The sequence below is a fragment of the Streptomyces sp. cg36 genome (assembly GCF_041080675.1).
Lineage (GTDB): Bacteria > Actinomycetota > Actinomycetes > Streptomycetales > Streptomycetaceae > Streptomyces.
Window position 1 is genome coordinate 4,938,534 of sequence record NZ_CP163520.1, and the last position, 17,607, is coordinate 4,956,140.

Annotated in this window: 15 protein-coding genes and 1 tRNA gene; 8 read left to right on the top strand and 8 right to left on the bottom strand. The window is 72.5% G+C overall.

Translation table 11 applies throughout. The features are described from left to right. Nucleotides 1–18: 18 nt before the first annotated feature. The 4 genes from mycP (at nucleotide 19) to AB5J87_RS21840 (ending at nucleotide 4,853) form a co-directional block, all read left to right on the top strand. Nucleotides 19–1,200, top strand: coding sequence for a type VII secretion-associated serine protease mycosin (mycP, locus tag AB5J87_RS21825; RefSeq protein ID WP_369378580.1), 1,182 nt, complete (start codon nucleotides 19–21; stop codon nucleotides 1,198–1,200). A 239-nt stretch (nucleotides 1,201–1,439) separates the two neighbouring features. After that, complete coding sequence (locus tag AB5J87_RS21830; RefSeq protein ID WP_369378581.1) at nucleotides 1,440–1,874, top strand: hypothetical protein; 435 nt, start codon at nucleotides 1,440–1,442, stop codon at nucleotides 1,872–1,874. A 112-nt stretch (nucleotides 1,875–1,986) separates the two neighbouring features. Beyond that, on the top strand, nucleotides 1,987–4,290 hold the full coding sequence (locus AB5J87_RS21835) for a DUF6571 family protein (protein ID WP_369378582.1): 2,304 nt from the start codon (nucleotides 1,987–1,989) through the stop codon (nucleotides 4,288–4,290). Between the two features lie 41 nt (nucleotides 4,291–4,331). Beyond that, nucleotides 4,332–4,853 carry a hypothetical protein gene (locus AB5J87_RS21840; protein WP_369378583.1) on the top strand — a complete coding sequence of 174 codons (522 nt, stop codon included), beginning with the start codon at nucleotides 4,332–4,334 and terminating at the stop codon, nucleotides 4,851–4,853. Nucleotides 4,854–4,882: 29 nt separating this feature from the next. On the opposite strand, the gene AB5J87_RS21845 is transcribed toward AB5J87_RS21840, so the two are convergent. Next, nucleotides 4,883–4,954 (bottom strand) — tRNA-Cys (locus AB5J87_RS21845). 209 nt (nucleotides 4,955–5,163) lie between these two features. Here AB5J87_RS21845 and AB5J87_RS21850 point away from each other — a divergent pair. The 4 genes from AB5J87_RS21850 to AB5J87_RS21865 all read left to right on the top strand — a co-directional run bounded on the left by AB5J87_RS21850 (nucleotide 5,164) and on the right by AB5J87_RS21865 (nucleotide 11,164). After that, nucleotides 5,164–6,636 carry an MFS transporter gene (locus AB5J87_RS21850; RefSeq protein WP_369378584.1) on the top strand — a complete coding sequence of 491 codons (1,473 nt, stop codon included), beginning with the start codon at nucleotides 5,164–5,166 and terminating at the stop codon, nucleotides 6,634–6,636. A 684-nt stretch (nucleotides 6,637–7,320) separates the two neighbouring features. Then, nucleotides 7,321–9,105: a DEAD/DEAH box helicase gene (locus AB5J87_RS21855; RefSeq protein WP_369378585.1), complete on the top strand. Its 1,785-nt coding sequence runs from the start codon at nucleotides 7,321–7,323 to the stop codon at nucleotides 9,103–9,105. Between the two features lie 515 nt (nucleotides 9,106–9,620). After that, nucleotides 9,621–10,265 carry an IclR family transcriptional regulator gene (locus AB5J87_RS21860; protein ID WP_369378586.1) on the top strand — a complete coding sequence of 215 codons (645 nt, stop codon included), beginning with the start codon at nucleotides 9,621–9,623 and terminating at the stop codon, nucleotides 10,263–10,265. 110 nt (nucleotides 10,266–10,375) lie between these two features. Continuing rightward, a complete protein-coding gene (locus tag AB5J87_RS21865) occupies nucleotides 10,376–11,164 on the top strand; it encodes a PDZ domain-containing protein (RefSeq protein WP_369378588.1) in 789 nt (262 codons plus the stop codon). Between the two features lie 45 nt (nucleotides 11,165–11,209). Here AB5J87_RS21865 and AB5J87_RS21870 read toward each other — a convergent pair whose 3' ends face one another. The 7 genes from AB5J87_RS21870 to AB5J87_RS21900 form a co-directional block, all read right to left on the bottom strand. Then, nucleotides 11,210–12,535 carry an MFS transporter gene (locus tag AB5J87_RS21870; protein ID WP_369378589.1) on the bottom strand — a complete coding sequence of 442 codons (1,326 nt, stop codon included), beginning with the start codon at nucleotides 12,533–12,535 and terminating at the stop codon, nucleotides 11,210–11,212. A gap of 23 nt (nucleotides 12,536–12,558) precedes the next feature. Then, on the bottom strand, nucleotides 12,559–13,155 hold the full coding sequence (locus tag AB5J87_RS21875; RefSeq protein WP_369378591.1) for an ArsR/SmtB family transcription factor: 597 nt from the start codon (nucleotides 13,153–13,155) through the stop codon (nucleotides 12,559–12,561). 108 nt (nucleotides 13,156–13,263) lie between these two features. Then, nucleotides 13,264–14,253 (bottom strand): glycine betaine ABC transporter substrate-binding protein, encoded by a 990-nt coding sequence (locus AB5J87_RS21880; RefSeq protein ID WP_369378593.1) that lies wholly within the window; start codon nucleotides 14,251–14,253, stop codon nucleotides 13,264–13,266. Then, entirely contained in the window at nucleotides 14,253–15,146 is an 894-nt protein-coding gene (locus tag AB5J87_RS21885; protein ID WP_369378594.1) for an ABC transporter permease, read from the bottom strand. Before AB5J87_RS21885 ends, AB5J87_RS21880 begins: the two co-directional genes overlap by 1 nt. Further along, nucleotides 15,143–16,342 (bottom strand): betaine/proline/choline family ABC transporter ATP-binding protein, encoded by a 1,200-nt coding sequence (locus AB5J87_RS21890; protein ID WP_369383619.1) that lies wholly within the window; start codon nucleotides 16,340–16,342, stop codon nucleotides 15,143–15,145. The genes AB5J87_RS21885 and AB5J87_RS21890 overlap by 4 nt, the downstream gene beginning before the upstream one ends. A gap of 82 nt (nucleotides 16,343–16,424) precedes the next feature. Next, nucleotides 16,425–17,072, bottom strand: coding sequence for an ABC transporter permease (locus tag AB5J87_RS21895; RefSeq protein WP_369378595.1), 648 nt, complete (start codon nucleotides 17,070–17,072; stop codon nucleotides 16,425–16,427). Nucleotides 17,073–17,099: 27 nt separating this feature from the next. After that, nucleotides 17,100–17,573: an Lrp/AsnC family transcriptional regulator gene (locus AB5J87_RS21900; RefSeq protein WP_369378597.1), complete on the bottom strand. Its 474-nt coding sequence runs from the start codon at nucleotides 17,571–17,573 to the stop codon at nucleotides 17,100–17,102. Between the last annotated feature and the right edge of the window lie 34 nt (nucleotides 17,574–17,607).

Below are 17,607 nucleotides of genomic sequence, written 5' to 3' on the forward strand. Positions count from 1 at the left end.
ATGAGGCACGGCCGAGCCGTGTCTCTCGCCCTGGGGGTGCTGCTGGCGGGCGTCGCCGCCACGCCCGCGCACGCGGAGACGGTGCGCCAGCGCCAATGGCATCTGGATGCCATGCAGGCCGAGGAGATGTGGGAGACGAGCACCGGAGAGGGCGTCACCGTCGCTGTCGTCGATACGGGCGTCGACGACAGTCTCGCTGACCTCCGGGGCCAGGTTTTGCCCGGGCTGGACCTCTCCAAGCAGCAGCGGGGCGACGAACACACCGACTACGAGGGCCATGGAACAGCGATGGCCTCGTTGATCGCCGGTACCGGCAAGAAGTCCGCCGCGGAGGGGGCCTTCGGGCTGGCGCCCGGCGTGAAGATCCTCCCGATCAGGGTGCCGAAGTCGAACGAGGGGGCGAAGCTGCGCGACGTCCCCATGTTCGTCCAGAAGCTGAGCGAAGGTATCCGGTACGCGGCCGATCACGGCGCCAAGGTGATCAACGTTTCGATGGGCGTGGAGGAAGGGTCGAAGGAACTCGACGACTCGGTGAAATACGCCCTGGCAAAGGGGTCCCTCGTCTTCGCCGCCGCGGGCAACAGCGGAGACAAGGGCAACCGGGTCGAATACCCCGCTGCCACTCCTGGCGTAGTGGGCGTGGCCGCGGTGGACAAGAAGATCGAAGCCACCAAGGAGTCCGAGCACGGCCCGCAGGTCGATCTCGCAGCCCCCGGTGACGAGATGACCGAGGCGTGCGGCGGCGGCACCCAGATCTGCACCAGCCACGGCACCAGCGACGCCACCGCCCTGGCCTCCGCCTCCGCCGCCCTCCTCTGGTCCAAACACCCCCAGTGGACCAACAACCAGATCCTCCGCGTCCTGCTCAACACCGCGGGCGGCCCGCGCAACGGGGACAGGCGCAGTGACTACATCGGGTACGGGGTCGTCCGCCCCCGTGTCGCCCTGAAGACCCCCGGCGACCCCGGCCCTCCCAACGAGTACCCCCTGCCGGACCTCGCGGGCGCCACCGGCTCGCCCTCGCCGTCGGCGCCGGGCACCCCGGCCCCCTCCACTCGGCCGACGTCCCAGCCGGCGGCGGCCAAGAGCGACGGTGACGGCGGTGGCAAGACCGGTCTCTGGGTCGGGCTCGGTGCCGCCGTGGCCGTCGGCGGCGCGGCGGCCTTCGCCGTCGTACGTTCACGCCGCCGCACGGGCTGACCCGCCACCCGAACTGGCCCGTCCCCCGACCGGACCGGCTCCGCGAACCGACCCGCCCCGCCCCGCCAGGGCAGCGTCCACACCGGTCAACCCATCCCTCCCATCTCAGCCATTCAGGGGGGACGAAACGGCCACGTGCCCCCATAGCCGGATGCTGTGCTGGCGTGAAGTGCGGTGCGTCCGTACGGTATGGAAACGGTAAACCGGCGGAGTGGAAGCGGTAGGGGACGGGGGTCCGCATGTCGTTCGAGGACGAGTGGCGTCAGGCGCACGCCAATGCGGCAGCAAATGTGACCATGCGGCTGAACCGTGCCGACGACGGCCCGAGCGGCGGCAGCGGGGGCGGCCCGGCCGATCTGAGCGTGCGGCGCGACGACCTCGGCGTGGTCGGCGGGGACGCCTTCAAACTCCACGACGGCCTCAAGCGCGACGGCAACCACGCCCGCGAGTCCACCGGCGCCGCCGCCACCGCCCTCGCCGCCCGCAACTTCACCAGCGGCGGCGAACTCACCAAGGTCCGCGCCAAGTGGGACACCCAGCTGCGCGCCCTCAGCGACGCCTGCGCGCAGATCTCCAACCACCTCGACTACTCGATGGCCGCCCACGCCAAGGACGACGAACACATCGGGGGCGAGCTGCTCGCGGTCTCGCGCATCGAGGCGTACCTGAAGTAGGCGATCGGGGCGTACCTGAAGTGGGCGCGGGAAACGCGCGCGGTGAGTGGGCGCGGGCGTAAGGGAACGGGCCGACCGGGCCGCAGTGAACGGGACTTCGAGGCATCACGACATGCTCACGTACGAAGACGTGGTGAACGCGCCACTGGACAAGCTGAAGACGGCCGTCGACGACTGGTCGGACATGGCCGCCAAGCTGAAGACCCTCGCCGAAGAGGCCCACAACGGGATGAAGGCGCACGCGGACGCGGCGGACTGGGCCGGGGTGAACGCGGGGGTCACCCAGCGGTTCATCGGCCGGACGGCGAAGGAGTTCGAGGACGCGGCGGCCGAGGCCAAGGGCGTCCACGCGGTCCTGGCGGACGGGTACGCGTCGTTCAAGCGGGCCAAGGACGGGCTGCAGAAGATCATCGACGGGTCGGAGCAGGCCGGGATCGTCATCGACCCGCAGGGCAAGGTGTCCGCCCGCTACTCCCTCTCCGGCGACTACGCGGCCCGGCACGACCCCGATTTCTCGGTCGCGCTCAAGCGGCAGAACGACAGCGTCGCCGAGTGGCAGAACCAGGTGAAGGTGCTGGTCGACGAGTGCGGCGACGCGGACGAGTCCCTGCGCCTGGCCCTCGCCGCGAACGTGCCGGACGGCAACGACTTCACCGCGCCCAAGTTCTCCACCCTGGACGCCGAGCAGGTGGACCGGGCCCTCCAACTGGCCGCGCAGGTCACCGGCGACGGCGGCACCGCGCGCAACCCCGAGGCCCTGCGGCAGCTCGAAGAGCTGATGAAGGCCAACGCGAAGGACCCGGAGTTCGCCACCGACTTCTACCGCCGGATGGGCGCCGAGGGGACGCTGAAGTTCTCCACGAAGCTGTTCCTCGCCACGACGGGACTCGGCCCCGCGGGCAAGGACCGGGCCGACCTCGTCCAGCACATCCAGGGCGACATGGGGTCGATGCTCGGCATCGCGACCGACCCCAGGACGCCGGGCCACCTCGACGGCGCCTGGACCACCGCCCTGATGCGCGCGGGCCACAAGCCGGTGGACGTCGCGGGCTTCGCGGGCGTCACCACGAAGGTGTACGGGTACCAGGCGCTGGGCGCGCTGCTGCGCCACGGCGAGTACGACAAGTCCTTCCTCGTGCCCGTCGGCCTCGACATGGTCGGCATGGACCACAAGGACCCCGACGTCTGGCACCGGAACATGCCGCTCACCCAGCCGATGGCCTTCAACCTGGATCAGGACGGCGGTCGCGGCTTCGACCCGATGACCGGCCTGATGCAGGCGATGAGCAACAACCCCGAGGCGGCGACGGCGTTCTTCAACGAGCCCGTACGCGAGGACAGCGACGGGAACGGCATCGTCACGGCCGACGACAGGCCGGTGAAGGGTGCTCAGGGCCAGGCCCGGGGCATGGTCGACTACGCGCTCGACCGCAAGCCGGAGGCCGACTGGTACGACGGGGCCCCGGGCGGCGACCCCACGGCCTCCCCGCTCCAGAAGGCCACGGGCAACGCCCTGGAGGCGGCGGTGACGGGCCGGGTCCCGGGCGAGGAGAACGCGAAGCCGGTCGAGCACACGGAGCAGATGGCGAAGGTGATGGAACGGGTGGTGGCCAAGGTGGGCGCCGACCCGTCCCTCCTCCTCGGCGAGGACGACGCCCCCGGGACGCTGGAGGGCATGGCGGGGAACTTCGGGAACATGGCCGCCGAGTACATGCCGGATCTTCAGGCGGCGGCGGAGAACGGGGCGGGGCAGGCGAAGCCCTTCGGGGTGCTGGCGACCTTCGACCCGGGCCGGATGACCCACTTCCTGACCGCGGTGGCGCAGGACCCCGACGCGTACGGAACGATCACGAGTGCCCAGCAGACGTACACCACGCTCTTGGTCCACGACGTCTTCGCCCACCCGGAGAACCACGGTTCGGACGTCGGCGAGGCCGTGCGCAACGCCGTGGGGCCCGGTGGGCAGATCGCGGGGATGATGGCCGAAGCGCGGGTGGAGGCGATCCACGGGAAGCACTCGGCGGATGACGCGCAGTTCAACGAGTCGCTTCAGGACAAGGCCGACTGGACCAATCGGATCATCAGCGCGGTCGGCGCGAAGTACATCGAGATGCTGCCGGTCGGTGGCGACGCCGTGGAGTGGCTCCAGGAGGACATCACGAAGTCCATCGTGGACGGGGCGCAGAAGGACACCTCGGCGGAGGCGAGCCAGGAGGCGGCGGACGCCTATACGACGGCCGAGTCCCGGGCCAAGGAGTCGGCGAAGGACGCGGTGGGCGCCGCCGGCCGCAGTGCCGGGCTTTCCGAACGCGACATCCGCGAGTACCAGGGAACGGCTTCCTCGTCGGCCGGTCTCGCCTTCTCGGCGGGCCGCGACGGTGTGGACAGCACCGCGCCCCGGGGCGGTGGCGAGTGATACGCCGCGCGGCCCGCACGTTCGGGGCCCTCTTCGCCGGGATGCTGCTGCTCGGCGCCTGTGCGGACGACGAGGACTCGCCGCCGAGCGTGCCGGAGAGCATGTGCTGGGGAGCGTTCGCCGGGAGTTCGGTCACGCCGTTGCTGCCCGACGGCGGCAAGGCGGATCTGACGAACGACCGGCCTTTCGACGTGTTCGGCGCGCACGCGAGCACGTACTGCACCCTCCGTGTCGATGGCGATGCCCGGTTCGTGGCGTTCGCCGAACGCCGGCGCAGCGGCAAGGGCACGGACTGGAACGGTTGGGCCCGGACGCACGGAACACGCGTCGACGCGGGCGACGAGGCGTTCGTCTGGGAGGGCGGAGCAGGCTCCGTGTTTCTCTGCGAGCGCCCGGACCTGCCCAGGGGCGACGCTCTGCCGAAAACGGCCAAGTACGTCGAGCTGACGCTCACGGCGGACAGGGCTCCGGCCACCGAGGAGTCCCGGCGGGTCCTCACCACCCTGATCAAGCAGTACGCCGACTTCGCGAAGCGCGAGCTGAAATGCGCGAATGGGGCCTGACCCCGTGCGCCGGGGGCGGCCCCATCCAGAGGCCGTGATCGGAATCGAACCGACGTAACTCGCTTTGCAGGCGAGTCCCTGAGCCACTCGGGCACACGGCCGTGTGCTGACCTCTTTGACGTTAGGGGGTGCGCGCGGGGCGGGGAAGAGGGGCGCGGGGCGTGCAACACGACTGCCATGCGGCGTTCACGTGCGGGGGCGGGAGGGGCTCGGGGGGCGTGGGAGGCGTGGGGGCGTACGACCAAATGCTGAGGTGATGGGCCGCCTTTTGACAGGGGTCATATATGAGCTAGCCCCTTACCCTGGGCCCATGAGCGCCCTCGAACCCACTGATAGAGAAGCCCCGCCCCTGCCCGCCGACCCCGTCGGGGAGGACCGCGGCGGGGTGCTCGGGCGTACGTACCGGGCGCTCAGCATCGGGACGATCACGGTCGTGCTGCTGATCGCGTTCGAGGCGACCGCCGTGGGGACCGCGATGCCGGTGGCGGCGCGGGAGCTGGACGGGGTGCCGCTGTACGCGTTCGCCTTCTCCGCGTACTTCACCACCAGCCTCTTCGGGATGGTCGTCGCCGGGCAGTGGGCGGACCGGAAGGGGCCGCTGGGGGCGGTCGCGGTGGGGGTGTCCGCGTTCGGGGCCGGGCTGCTGCTGTCGGGCACGGCGGTGAACATGTGGACGTTCGTCGCCGGGCGCGCCGTGCAGGGGCTCGGGGGCGGGCTGGTCATCGTGGCGCTGTACGTGGTGGTCGGGCGCGCCTACCCCGAACGGCTGCGGCCCGGGATCATGGCGGCGTTCGCGGCGAGCTGGGTCGTGCCGTCCGTGGTCGGGCCGCTGGCGGCCGGGACCGTCACCGAGCACCTCGGGTGGCGCTGGGTGTTCGTGGGGATCCCCGCCCTGGTCGTCCTCCCGCTGGCGCTCGCCCTGCCCGCGATACGGCGGATGGCCGCCGGGCCCGCCGACCCCGGGGCGCCCGTCGAGCCCTTCGACCGGCGGCGGATCCGGCTGGCGCTGATGATCTCGGCGGGGGCGGGGCTGCTCCAGTACGCCGGGCAGGACCTGCGGTGGCTGTCCCTGCTGCCCGCGGTCGCCGGGTTCGCGCTGCTGGTGCCCGCCGTCGCGGGACGGCACGGGCTGCTGCCGCGCGGTACGTACCGGGCCGCGCGCGGGCTGCCGTCCGTGGTGCTGCTCCGGGGCGTGGCGGCGGGGTCCTTCATCGCGGCGGAGTCGTTCGTACCGCTGATGCTGGTGACCGAGCGGGGGATGTCGCCGACCATGGCCGGATTCTCCCTTGCGGCGGGCGGGGCGACGTGGGCGCTCGGGTCGTACGTACAGGCGCGGCCGTGGGCGGAGCCGTACCGGGAGCGGCTGATGGTGATCGGGATGGTGATGGTCGCCGCGGCCATCGCGGCGGCGCCCAGCGTGCTGATCCACTCCGTGCCGGTGTGGATCGTCGCGGTCGCCTGGGGCGTGGGGTGCTTCGGGATGGGCATGGTCATCGCCTCCACGAGCGTGCTGCTGCTGAAGCTGTCGGCGCCGGAGGAGGCGGGGGCGAACTCGGCCGCCCTCCAGATCTCGGACGGGCTGTCGAACGTGCTGCTGCTCGCGGCGGGCGGGGCGGCGTTCGCCGCGCTGGGCGGGGGGTCGGTGGGGGAGGCGCATGACGCGGTGGCGTCGGCGTCGGCGGGGGCCGGGGGGCACCCCGGGGCGTTCGCCGCGGTGTTCCTGCCGATGGCTGTGGTGGCGTTGGCGGGGGCTTGGGTGGGGGTGCGGTTGCGGGAGCGGTGAGGGGCCCCCACCCCGCCCGTTCCCTTAAGCCCTCGGCGGGCGGCCGGGTGGGGGGAAGGGGGGAGGGGGAGGGTTTTTCCCGGGGGCGAAGCCCCCGGCCCCCCGAGCGGGGCTCCGCCCCTGCACCCCGGCGGGGGCTCCGCCCCTGCACCCCGGGTGGGTTCTCCCTGCACCCCGGTGGGGGAAGGGGAGGGGGGTCCCGGGGGCTGTGCCCCCGGTCCCCTGGGCGGGGCTGCGCCCCTGCACCCCGGCGGGGGTTGCGCCCCCCTGCCCCCCCGAGCGGGGCTCCGCCCTCGGCCGCCCCCCGAGCGGGGCTCCGCCCTCGGCCGCCCCCCGAGCGGGGCTGCGCCCCCTGCACCCCGGCGGGGGTTGCGCCCCCTGCACCCCGGGGGGTGGCTGCGCCCCCCTGCACCCCAGGTGGGTTCTCCCTGCACCCCGGCGGCGGGGGAGGGGAGGGGGCTCCCGGGGGCTGTGCCCCCGGCCCCCTTGGTGGGGCTGCGCCGCCGCCCCGAACTCTCCCCCCGCCCCCTGTGAACCCACTCACCCCCCGCCCCGTCCACCCCTCTTCCCGCACCCCCCACCGGTAAGGTGGCCCGGTTGTCGTACCCGCGACAGGTGTCGTCGCGTCCTCTCGGGCGTGGCGGTGCAGTGCCTCATGCCGCCGACCGCAACGAACCGGAGACCGTGACTACTACCGCCTCCCACCACCTCTCACCCGCCTTTCCCGGGCGTGCCCCCTGGGGTACGGCCAACAAGCTGCGTGCCTGGCAGCAAGGGGCGCTGGAGAAGTACGTCCAGGAACAGCCGCGCGACTTCCTCGCCGTCGCCACGCCCGGCGCCGGCAAGACGACCTTCGCGCTCACGCTCGCCTCGTGGCTGCTGCACCACCACGTCGTGCAGCAGATCACCGTCGTCGCGCCCACCGAGCACCTGAAGAAGCAGTGGGCGGAGGCGGCGGCGCGGATAGGCATCCGGCTGGACCCCGACTACAGCGCGGGGCCGCTGAGCAAGGAGTACCACGGCGTCGCCGTGACGTACGCCGGTGTCGGCGTGCGCCCCATGCTCCACCGCAACCGGTGCGAGCAGCGCAAGACCCTCGTCATCCTCGACGAGATCCACCACGCCGGTGACTCGAAGTCCTGGGGCGAGGCGTGTCTGGAGGCGTTCGATCCGGCCACCCGTCGGCTCGCGCTCACCGGCACCCCCTTCCGGTCCGACACCAACCCGATCCCCTTCGTCACGTACGAGGAGGGGAACGACGGCATCCGGCGGTCCTCCGCCGACTACACCTACGGCTACGGCAACGCCCTCGGCGACGGCGTCGTCCGGCCCGTCATCTTCCTCTCGTACAGCGGCAACATGCGCTGGCGCACCAAGGCGGGCGACGAGATCGAGGCCCGGCTCGGCGAGCCGCTCACCAAGGACGCCGTCTCGCAGGCGTGGCGCACCGCGCTCGACCCGCGCGGCGACTGGATGCCGAACGTGCTGCGCGCCGCCGACCAGCGCCTGACCGAGGTCCGCAAGGGCATCCCGGACGCCGGCGCCCTCGTCATCGCCTCCGACCAGGACTCCGCCCGCGCCTACGCCAAGCTGATCCGGGAGATCACCGGCAGCAAGGCCACCGTCGTCCTCTCCGACGACAACGGCGCCTCGAAGAAGATCGACGAGTTCAGCGAGAGCGACGACCGGTGGATGGTCGCCGTCCGGATGGTGTCCGAGGGCGTCGACGTGCCCCGGCTCGCCGTCGGCGTCTACGCCACCACCATCTCCACGCCGCTCTTCTTCGCCCAGGCCGTCGGCCGTTTCGTACGGTCGCGGCGGCGCGGCGAGACCGCCTCCGTCTTCGTGCCGACCATCCCGACCCTGCTGGGCTTCGCCTCCGAGATGGAGGTCGAGCGCGACCACGTGCTCGACAAGCCGAAGAAGGAGGGCGAGGAGGACCCGTACGCCGAGGAGGACAAGCTCCTCGCCGAGGCCGAGAAGCAGCAGGACGAGGACACCGGCGACCAGGACATGCTGCCCTTCGAGGCCCTGGAGTCGGACGCCGTCTTCGACCGGGTGCTCTACGACGGCGCCGAGTTCGGCATGCAGGCGCACCCGGGCAGCGAGGAGGAGCAGGACTACCTCGGGATTCCCGGGCTCCTCGAACCCGACCAGGTGCAGCTGCTGCTCCAGAAGCGGCAGGCCCGGCAGATCGCGCACAGCCGGCAGAAGCCGGCCGAGCAGGCCGACCTGCTGGAGATGCCCGCCGAGCGGCGACCGGTCGTCTCCCACAAGGAACTGCTGGAGCTGCGCAAGCAGTTGAACACGATGGTGGGCGCGTACGTCCATCAGAGCGGCAAGCCGCACGGCGTGATCCACACCGAGCTGCGGCGGGTGTGCGGCGGCCCGCCGAGCGCCGAGGCGACGGCCGGGCAGATCCGGGAACGGATCAAGAAGGTCCAGGAGTGGGCGACCCGGATGAAGTGAGCGGGCCGCGGCGGGCGTTCGCGCGTCCGGGACGGTCCGGGGGCGCGTGAGCGGCCGGTGCCCGTGGCGGGGCGGTGCCCGCTGCGGGCAACCCGCCCTCCCCGTAGGTCCGTTCACCCCTTGCGCGGGGCCCGGGTGCGATGCCGGGCCCCGCTCCGTCCCGGGGTGCGGAACGGGGGCGGGAGCCGGCCCCCACGGACGGCGCCCGCTCGCAGCAACAGTAATGGGACAGTAAAGTCGGCCGCCGTGACCAAGGTCCCGAGGCCCGTGGACTTAGGTCCTGAACCGGCATCAATCGCCCGGGTTCCCCACTTGCGCGCCCGGATTCTGGACGAGCTCTTCCGCTGAGCGGGACCGATCGCTACTGTCCCGCCATGCAAACGCCCCGTGGCAGCGCCGCCGCGGAGCGCAGCCGGTGCCATGGCCAGCCGGCGGCCTCTGTGCGCGTCGCCGTTGGGACCGGTGCCGCGTCCGCCCCGGGGAACCGCCGCGACTCACCATAAGGAGTGGGTGTCGTGACCGCGGAGACCTCCCAGACGCTCGACCGGGGACTGCGTGTCCTCAAGCTGCTCGCCGACACCGATCACGGTCTGACGGTCACCGAGTTGTCCACCAAACTCGGCGTCAACCGGACGGTGGTCTACCGTCTGCTCGCCACCCTGGAGCAGCACGCCCTCGTACGCCGTGATCTGGGTGGCCGCGCCCGGGTCGGGCTCGGGGTGCTGCGGCTGGGCCGCCAGGTGCACCCGCTGGTGCGGGAGGCCGCGCTGCCCGCGCTGCGCTCGCTCGCCGAGGACATCGGGGCGACCGCCCACCTCACGCTGGTGGACGGCTCCGACGCGCTGGCCGTCGCGGTCGTCGAACCGACCTGGACCGACTACCACGTGGCCTACCGGGCCGGGTTCCGCCACCCGCTCGACCGGGGCGCGGCGGGCCGCGCCATCCTCTCGGCCCGCCAGGCCGGGGGGCTCGTCGACCCCGGCTTCACCCTCACCCACGGCGAACTGGAGGCCGGTGCCAGCGGTGCCGCCGCGCCGCTGGTCGGGGTGACCGGGATAGAGGGGAGCGTGGGCGTGGTGATGCTCGCCGACGCGGTCCCGGAGCGGGTCGGCCCCCGGGTCGTCGACGCGGCCCGGGAGGTGGCGGACGCCCTGCGCTGACCCCGGCCGGGCGGGGCCGGTGGGGGAAGGCCGCCGGACCGGGCCCACGCGGACCCGGTGCGCGGTGGAGCCGGGACGGGGCCGGTGGCGCTCCCCGATACATTGGGACCGTGCACCCCCGTCACTCACGCCTCCGCAACCTCGCCATCGGCTCCGCCCCCGTCGTCGCGCTGCTGGGCGTCGTCGCCTTCGCGCCGCTGCCCTTCTCGGTGGCGCAGCCGGGGCTGACCGCGAACGTGCTGGGCGACGACAAGGGCAGCCCGGTGATCACCGTCGAGGGCAGACCGTCCCGGCACACCACCGGGCAGCTGCGGATGACCACCATCGAGGCGACCGGCCCCTCCGCCGAGGTGGGGATCGCCGATGTCGTACGGGCCTGGTTCCGCACCGACCGGGCCGTGATGCCGCGCGACTCGGTCTATCCGAGCGGCGGCAGCGACGAGGAGATCACCCGGCACAACCAGGCCGAGATGAAGGAGTCGCAGGACAGCGCGACCACGGCCGCGCTCACCTACCTGCGCATCGGCCCCAACCAGGTCAAGGTCACCCTGAACCTCGCCGACGTCGGCGGCCCCAGCGCCGGGCTGCTCTTCTCGCTCGGCATCGTCGACAAGCTCGACGGCGACGGCTCCGGCGGCGAACTCACCGGCGGCCGTGTCATCGCCGGTACGGGGACGATCGACGCGGACGGCACCGTCGGCGCGGTCGGCGGCGTCTCGCTCAAGACGCGGGCGGCCCGGCGCGACGGCGCGACCGTCTTCCTGGTGCCCAAGGACGAGTGCTCGGACGCCCGCGCCGAAGTGCCGGACGGGCTGCGCCTCATCCCCGTGACCACGCTCAAGGGCGCGGTCGCCGCCCTCAAGGCCCTGGACAAGGGCGGATCCGTACCGAGCTGCTGAGCCGGGCGCGGGCGCTTCGTCGGCGACGGATCCGCCGGACCGGCTCTATGCGGGCGTCCGCGCCAGTACGCGCTCGCGCGGTGCCACCGGCGGCTCGTCCAGGCCCCGCCAGGCCGGGAACAGCAGCGGGCTCAGCGTCGTCGCCAGATACAGGCCGCCGACCGCGAGCAGCGCTCCTCGCACCCCCACCCCGTCGACGAGCAGGCCCGCGCCCAGGCCGCCGACGGGCATGGCCAGCTCGCACCCGGCCGTCAGCGCGCCGGACACCCGGCTGCGCAGCTCCAGCGGTACGCGCTCGTACGTCACCGTCGTCAGGATCGGGTTGAGCATTCCGCCCGCGAGCCCGGCCAGCGCCATCGTGGCCGCCAGCGGCAGCGCCGAACCGGTCAGCGCCGCCACCACGAAGCGGGGCGCCCCGGCCAGCAGGAAGGCCGAGGCGAACACCGCGCGCCGGGGGAAGCGGTGGCCGACCGCCCCGTACAGCAGCGCGCCGAAGAGGCCGCCCGCGCCGAACGCGGCGGTCAGCAGGCCGAGTTGGGTGGAGCCGCCCAGTTCGCGCTCGGCGTGCACGGGCAGCAGGACCGCGTTCCAGCCCTGGTCGAGGCCGTTGGTGACCATCACCATCAGGGTGACGCCGAGCAGCAGCCGGGTGCGCAGCAAGTAGCCGTACCCCTCGCGGAGTTCGGCCTTGTACGTGGTGAGGGAGACCGGCGGGGCGTCCCGTACCGGCTCGGCCGCGCGGATGCCCCGCACCCCGAGCGCGACCAGCGCCGCCGACGCGGCGAACGTCGCCGCGTCCAGCAGCAGCACGTACTCGGCGCCGATCACCGCGATCAGCAGTCCGGCGAGCGCGGCGCCCGCCATCCGGGCGCCGCGCGAGACCGCGTCGAAGAGGCTGGCGGCGCGGGCCAGGGTGGTCCCGGCCCGTTCGGCCAGATCCGGGACCAGTACGTAACGGGCGGTACGCCCCGGGGTCGCGGCCAGCCCGGTCAGCGCCATCAGCGCGCACAGCAGCCAGAAGTGGAGCGCGCCCGCGAGGTGCAGCAGCGGGATCGCGCCGACGGCCAGCGCGCAGACCACGTCGGATCCGACGCTCACCCGCCGCCGTCCGACCCGGTCCAGCACGGGCCCGCCGATCAGGGCGGAGACCACGATCGGCAGGGTCGCGCAGAAGGCGACCGCCCCCGCCCGGCCCGCGCTGCCGGTGGTCTCCAGCACGAACCACGGCACCCCGATGAGGGTCAGCGAACTGCCCGCCGTGGATATGGTGTTGGCCGTCAGGACGGCGGCCAGCGGCGTACGGTCGCCCCGCCGCTCCCCGGGCCGCCCGTGCTCCCGGGCCCCTTCGTGCTTCCCCCCGTTGCCGTTCATTCACTCGCTCCTTGTCGCCGGTGTCACTGGTTCGGGTTGCCGCGCGGGAACGCGTGCAGATGGACGCGGACCTGGGCCGCGTTCTCGGCGTCCGGGGCCGACTGGCGGTAGCCCTCGACGACGTCGTGCAGCCGCCGGCTGAGCTCGTGCAGCTGGCCGGGCGTGAGGTGCAGGGTGAAGTCGCTGACGTCCGAGCTGGTCGCCCACTCCCCGGGCCAGTCGCGCGCGGTGCCGAGCCAGGTGGACAGCTCCTGGGTGTGGATGTTGGCCACCTCGTGGAAGAAGAGGTCGGCGGCGCCGCGCACCTGCGGGTCGGTGCTGGTGTGCAGCTCCGCGCCGAACGTGGTGCCGGTGTGCGCGGACTTCCACCAGCGCTCCCGGCCCTTGCCGCGGGCCGGGTCGTCCTCGACGAACCCGTGCGCGGCGAGCTGGCGCAGGTGGTAGCTGGTCGCGCCGCTGGACTCGCCGAGCCGCTCGGCCAGTTGGGAGGCGGTGGCGGGGCCGTCGTGGCGCAGCGACTTCAGCAGCTGGATGCGCAGGGGGTGGGCCAGTCCGCGCAGGGCGCGGGCGTCGAGGATGCGCTCCCCGGCCCCGTTCTCGGGGGGCTTGTTCGTGGGCATGACTACGACCGTAGCCATGCAAAGGAATCCTTGCAACGATTTTTTTGCAAGGATTCCTTTGCGTCCGCGCCCGGGTGCCCCCGTGGTCCGCGCCCGCGCCCCGCCCGCTCAGCCCTCCTTGATGAACCCCTGCGCCACCAGCCACTCCTTCGCCACGTCGTGCGGGTCGCGGCCCTCCACGTCCACCTTGGCGTTCAGCTCCTGCGCCACCCGGGTCGTCAGCTTCGCGCTCACCGGGTCCAGCAGGCCCGCGATCGCCGGGTACTTGGCGAACGTCCTGGCGTGCAGCTCGGGCGCCGCGTTGTAGTTGGGGAAGAAGTGGCGGTCGTCGGCGAGCACGTCCAGGTCCATCGCCCTGATCCGGCCGTCCGTGGTGAACACCTCGCCGAGCAGGCACGAGCTCGACTTGGACACCTGGGTGTAGATGATCCCGGCGTCCATCTTCTGGACCCGGGAGGCCGGGATCGACATCCCGTACGCCTTCTGCATGCCCGGCAGCCCGTCGTCCCGCGAGGCGAACTCGTTCTCCACGCACACCGTCACCGCGGAGGGGTCCTTCTTCGCCAGCGCGGCCACGTCCGAGAGCGTCCGCAGCCCGTACTTGGCGTTGTTCTTCTTGCTCAGGGCGAGCGCGTAGGTGTTGTTGAGGGTGGACTGCGCCAGCCAGACCACCCCGTTGCGCACGTCCGCGTCCTTCACCGCCCGCCACTGCGCCGACGGGTCGGTGATCGGCTTGCTGTGGCCGAGATAGGTGATCCAGGCGGTGCCCGTGTACTCGTACATCGCGTCCGCGTCGCCCTTCACGATCGCCTCGCGCGCGCTGATCGAACCGGGCAGGTTGGTGCGGTCCACGACATCGGCGCCGGCCGCCTTGAAGACCAGACCGGCCATCTGGCCCAGGACGATGTTCTCGCTGAAGTTCTTCGAGGTGACCGTCAGCGAGGCGCCCTTGAGGGGGCGGCCCCGGCCGACCGAGCCCGGTACGACGTCGTCCACCAGCGGCGAGCCGCTCTTGAGGCCGCAGCCGCCGGTCAGCAGGACGGCGAGCAGGACGAGCGCGCCCGCCGCCCCGGTCCACCGCGTGCGCACGCCGGTCATCATCCCGCCTCCAGACCGCGCGGGGTCAGCGCCACCTCGGCCAGCGAGGCCAGCCAGTCCACCAGGAGCGCCAGGGCCACCGTCAGGACCGAGCCGAGGACCAGCACCGGCATGCGCTGGGTCTGGATGCCGGAGGTGATCAGATCGCCGAGGCCACCGCCGCCGCCGAAGGTGGCGAGCGTCGCCGTGCCGACGTTCAGGACCAGCGCCGTGCGCACGCCCGCGAGGATCAGCGGGACGGCGAGCGGCAGTTCGACCTTGCCCAGGGTGCCCAGCGCCGACATCCCGATGCCCCGGGACGCCTCCACCAGCTGCGGGTCGATCGCCCGCAGCCCCGCGACCGTGTTGGAGAGCACCGGCAGCACCGCGTAGACCACCATGCCGATGACCGCGGTGGAGGGGCCGATGCCCAGCCAGATCACCAGCAGCGCCAGCAGCCCGATGGCCGGGGTGGCCTGGCCCACGTTGGCGACCGCCGTGACCAGCGGCGCGGCCCGGCTCACCCCGCGCCGGGTCAGGGCGATGCCCAGCGGTACGGCGATGAGCAGCACCCAGAACGTGGAGACGGCCGTGAGCTTCACGTGCTGCCAGAGCCTGAGCTGCACATTGCCGTCGTCCAGGGAGTTCTTGGCGATGGAGTCGAGGTGGACGTTGGTGATCCACAGATAGGTGGCGAGCAGCGCCAGCGCCACGACCAGCGGCAGGAGCACCAGCTTCTGCCAGGTGATCCGGCGCGCCGGGGCGGGCGCCGCCGGCGGCTCGGGCGCGCCGTGCCGGTCGTCGGAGCCGTGGGCCGGGCCGTGCTCGGGGCCGCTGCCGCCGTGTGCCGGGTCGCGGAAGACGTGGCCGCCCGCCTCGTGCTCGCCCGGCGGGCGCTCGGGTGCGCTGCTCACGGGCCCGCACCGCCCTCCAGCTCCTGCTCGGTGAGCTGGTGGCGGGTCTCCTCCAGGTCGTGCTGGTGCTCGATGGCGGCCAGCCGGTCGGCCTCCAGGAGCTCGTGCACCGAGTTCATCAGGGTCTCCATGTCGACGACGCCGATGTACTCGCCGCGCCGCCCGGTCACCGCCACCCGCCCGCCGGAGTCGATCAGCACCGCCTCCAGCGCGTCGTGCAGGGTCGCGTCCCGGGTGACCGTGTCGTGCACCAGCTGGCCCGCCCGGGCCAGCGAGCCCTTGGCGCGCATCAGATCGCCCCGCCGCAGCCATTTGTACGGGCGCCCGCGCCGGTCCAGCATCAGCAGCTCGTTGTGGGGGCCGCCGCGCAGCTTGTCGAAGATGGACTGGAGCGGATCGTCGACCGAGGCGGTCGGCACGTCCGCCATCTCCACGTCCCGCACCCGGGTCAGATTCAGCCGCTTCAGCGCGGCGCCCGCCCCGACGAACCCGGAGACGAAGTCGTCGGCCGGGTTGGTGAGGATCGCCTCCGGGGTGTCGAACTGGGCGATGTGCGAATGTTCGCGCAGCACCGCGATCCGGTCGCCCAGCTTGATCGCCTCGTCGAAGTCGTGGGTGACGAAGACGATCGTCTTGTGGAGTTCGTGCTGGAGCCGGATCAGCTCGTCCTGGAGGTGGTCGCGGGTGATCGGGTCGACCGCGCCGAACGGCTCGTCCATCAGCAGCACCGGCGGATCCGCCGCCAACGCCCGCGCCACGCCCACCCGTTGCTGCTGCCCGCCGGAGAGCTGGCGCGGATAGCGGCCGTGGAACTCGCGCGGATCGAGCCCGACCAGGTCCAGCATCTCCTCGACCCGGTCCTTCACCCGCGCCTTGGACCAGCCGACCATCTTCGGTACGAGCGCGATGTTCTCGGCGACCGTCATGTGCGGGAAGAGCCCGGAGGACTGGATGGCGTAGCCGACCTTGCGGCGCAGCTTCACCGGGTCGATGTCGGTGACGTCCTCGTCGTTGATCCGGATGCGGCCGGACGACGGTTCGATCAGCCGGTTGATCATCTTCAGCGTCGTGGACTTGCCGCACCCGGACGGCCCCACGAAGATCACGGTCTCGCCCGCCCTGATCTCCATGGACACGTTGTCCACGGACGGTTCGGGGTTGCCCGGATAGCGCTTGGTCAGGTTCTCCAGCTCGATCGAGGCGCCCGAGGCGCGGGAGCCGCCCGGGGCGGCCGGGTCCCCGGGGGAGGCGGACGGCGCCGCCGGGGCGCCGGTGGTCTCAGACACGGATCCCCCTCGGGATGGTCAGCCGCCCGATCAGGACGTAGACGGCGTCGAAGAGCAGGGCGAGGACGACGATCCCCAGCGTCCCCGCCAGCACCTGGTTGATCGCGTTGGCGCTGCCCAGCGAGGCGATGCCGCGGAAGATCTCGTTGCCGAGCCCCGGGCCCGAGGCGTACGCGGCGATCGCGGCGATGCCCATCAGCATCTGGGTGGAGACCCGGATCCCGGCCAGGATCGGCGGCCAGGCCAGCGGCAGTTCGACCCGGACCAGCCGGGCCGGGCGGGACATGCCGATGCCCTTGGCCGCGTCGACGAGCGAGGGGTCGACCCCGCGCAGCCCGACGATCGAGTTGCGGACGATCGGCAGCAGCCCGTACAGCGTCAGCGTGATGACCGTGGGCGCCACGCCCAGCCCCACCACCGGGATCAGCAGACCGATCAGGGCGAGCGAGGGGATGGTGAGGACCGAGGAGGTGGTGGCGACGGCGAGCGCGCCCGCCCAGCCGCTGCGGTAGGTGAGCACCCCGATCGCCACCCCGAGCACGGTCGCGATCACCATGCACTGCAAGACCGCGCTGGCGTGCTGGAACGCGTCGGTGAGCAGCTGTTCGTGCCGGTGCGAGAGGTAGTCCCAGAAGTCCATGGCCACCGCCTCTCCCACGTTGTCGGCTCACACGTCGTCGGCCGCCGCCTGTTCCACCAGCGGGATGATCCGCAGCGGCACGGGGTTCTCCATCACGATCGCCGTGGCGGCGCGGACGATCCCATCAAAACCGACAACCCGGTCGATCACCCGCTGGAGGTCGGCGTTGGAGCGGGCCACCAGACGGCAGAGCATGTCGCCCTGGCCGGTGGTGGTGTGCAGCTCCAGGACCTCCGGCACGGAGGCCAAGTGCGCCCGTACGTCGGCGCCCTGGCCCTGTTTGATCTCCAGCGTCGCGAACGCGGTCACCGGGTAGCCGAGCGCCGCCGGATCGACGTCGGGACCGAATCCCCGGATGACGCCATTCGACTGAAGCCGGTCGAGCCGGGCCTGCACGGTGCCGCGCGCCACGCCGAGCCGCCGGGACGCCTCAAGGACCCCGATGCGCGGCTCCCGTGCCAGCAGCACGATGAGCCGCCCGTCCAGATGATCGATCGCCATGACGCCCTCCGGATGGTCACGATGTACAGAACGC

What these genes read in the sequence shown, in the direction of transcription:
- AB5J87_RS21830 (WP_369378581.1), top strand. Translation starts at nt 1,440, where the DNA reads ATGTCGTTCGAGGACGAGTGGCGTCAGGCGCACGCCAATGCGGCAGCA.
- AB5J87_RS21835 (WP_369378582.1), top strand. Translation starts at nt 1,987, where the DNA reads ATGCTCACGTACGAAGACGTGGTGAACGCGCCACTGGACAAGCTGAAG.
- AB5J87_RS21840 (WP_369378583.1), top strand. Translation starts at nt 4,332, where the DNA reads ATGCTGCTGCTCGGCGCCTGTGCGGACGACGAGGACTCGCCGCCGAGC.
- AB5J87_RS21850 (WP_369378584.1), top strand. Translation starts at nt 5,164, where the DNA reads ATGAGCGCCCTCGAACCCACTGATAGAGAAGCCCCGCCCCTGCCCGCC.
- AB5J87_RS21870 (WP_369378589.1), bottom strand. Translation starts at nt 12,535, where the DNA reads ATGAACGGCAACGGGGGGAAGCACGAAGGGGCCCGGGAGCACGGGCGG.
- AB5J87_RS21875 (WP_369378591.1), bottom strand. Translation starts at nt 13,155, where the DNA reads ATGCCCACGAACAAGCCCCCCGAGAACGGGGCCGGGGAGCGCATCCTC.
- AB5J87_RS21880 (WP_369378593.1), bottom strand. Translation starts at nt 14,253, where the DNA reads ATGACCGGCGTGCGCACGCGGTGGACCGGGGCGGCGGGCGCGCTCGTC.
- AB5J87_RS21895 (WP_369378595.1), bottom strand. Translation starts at nt 17,072, where the DNA reads ATGGACTTCTGGGACTACCTCTCGCACCGGCACGAACAGCTGCTCACC.
- AB5J87_RS21900 (WP_369378597.1), bottom strand. Translation starts at nt 17,573, where the DNA reads ATGGCGATCGATCATCTGGACGGGCGGCTCATCGTGCTGCTGGCACGG.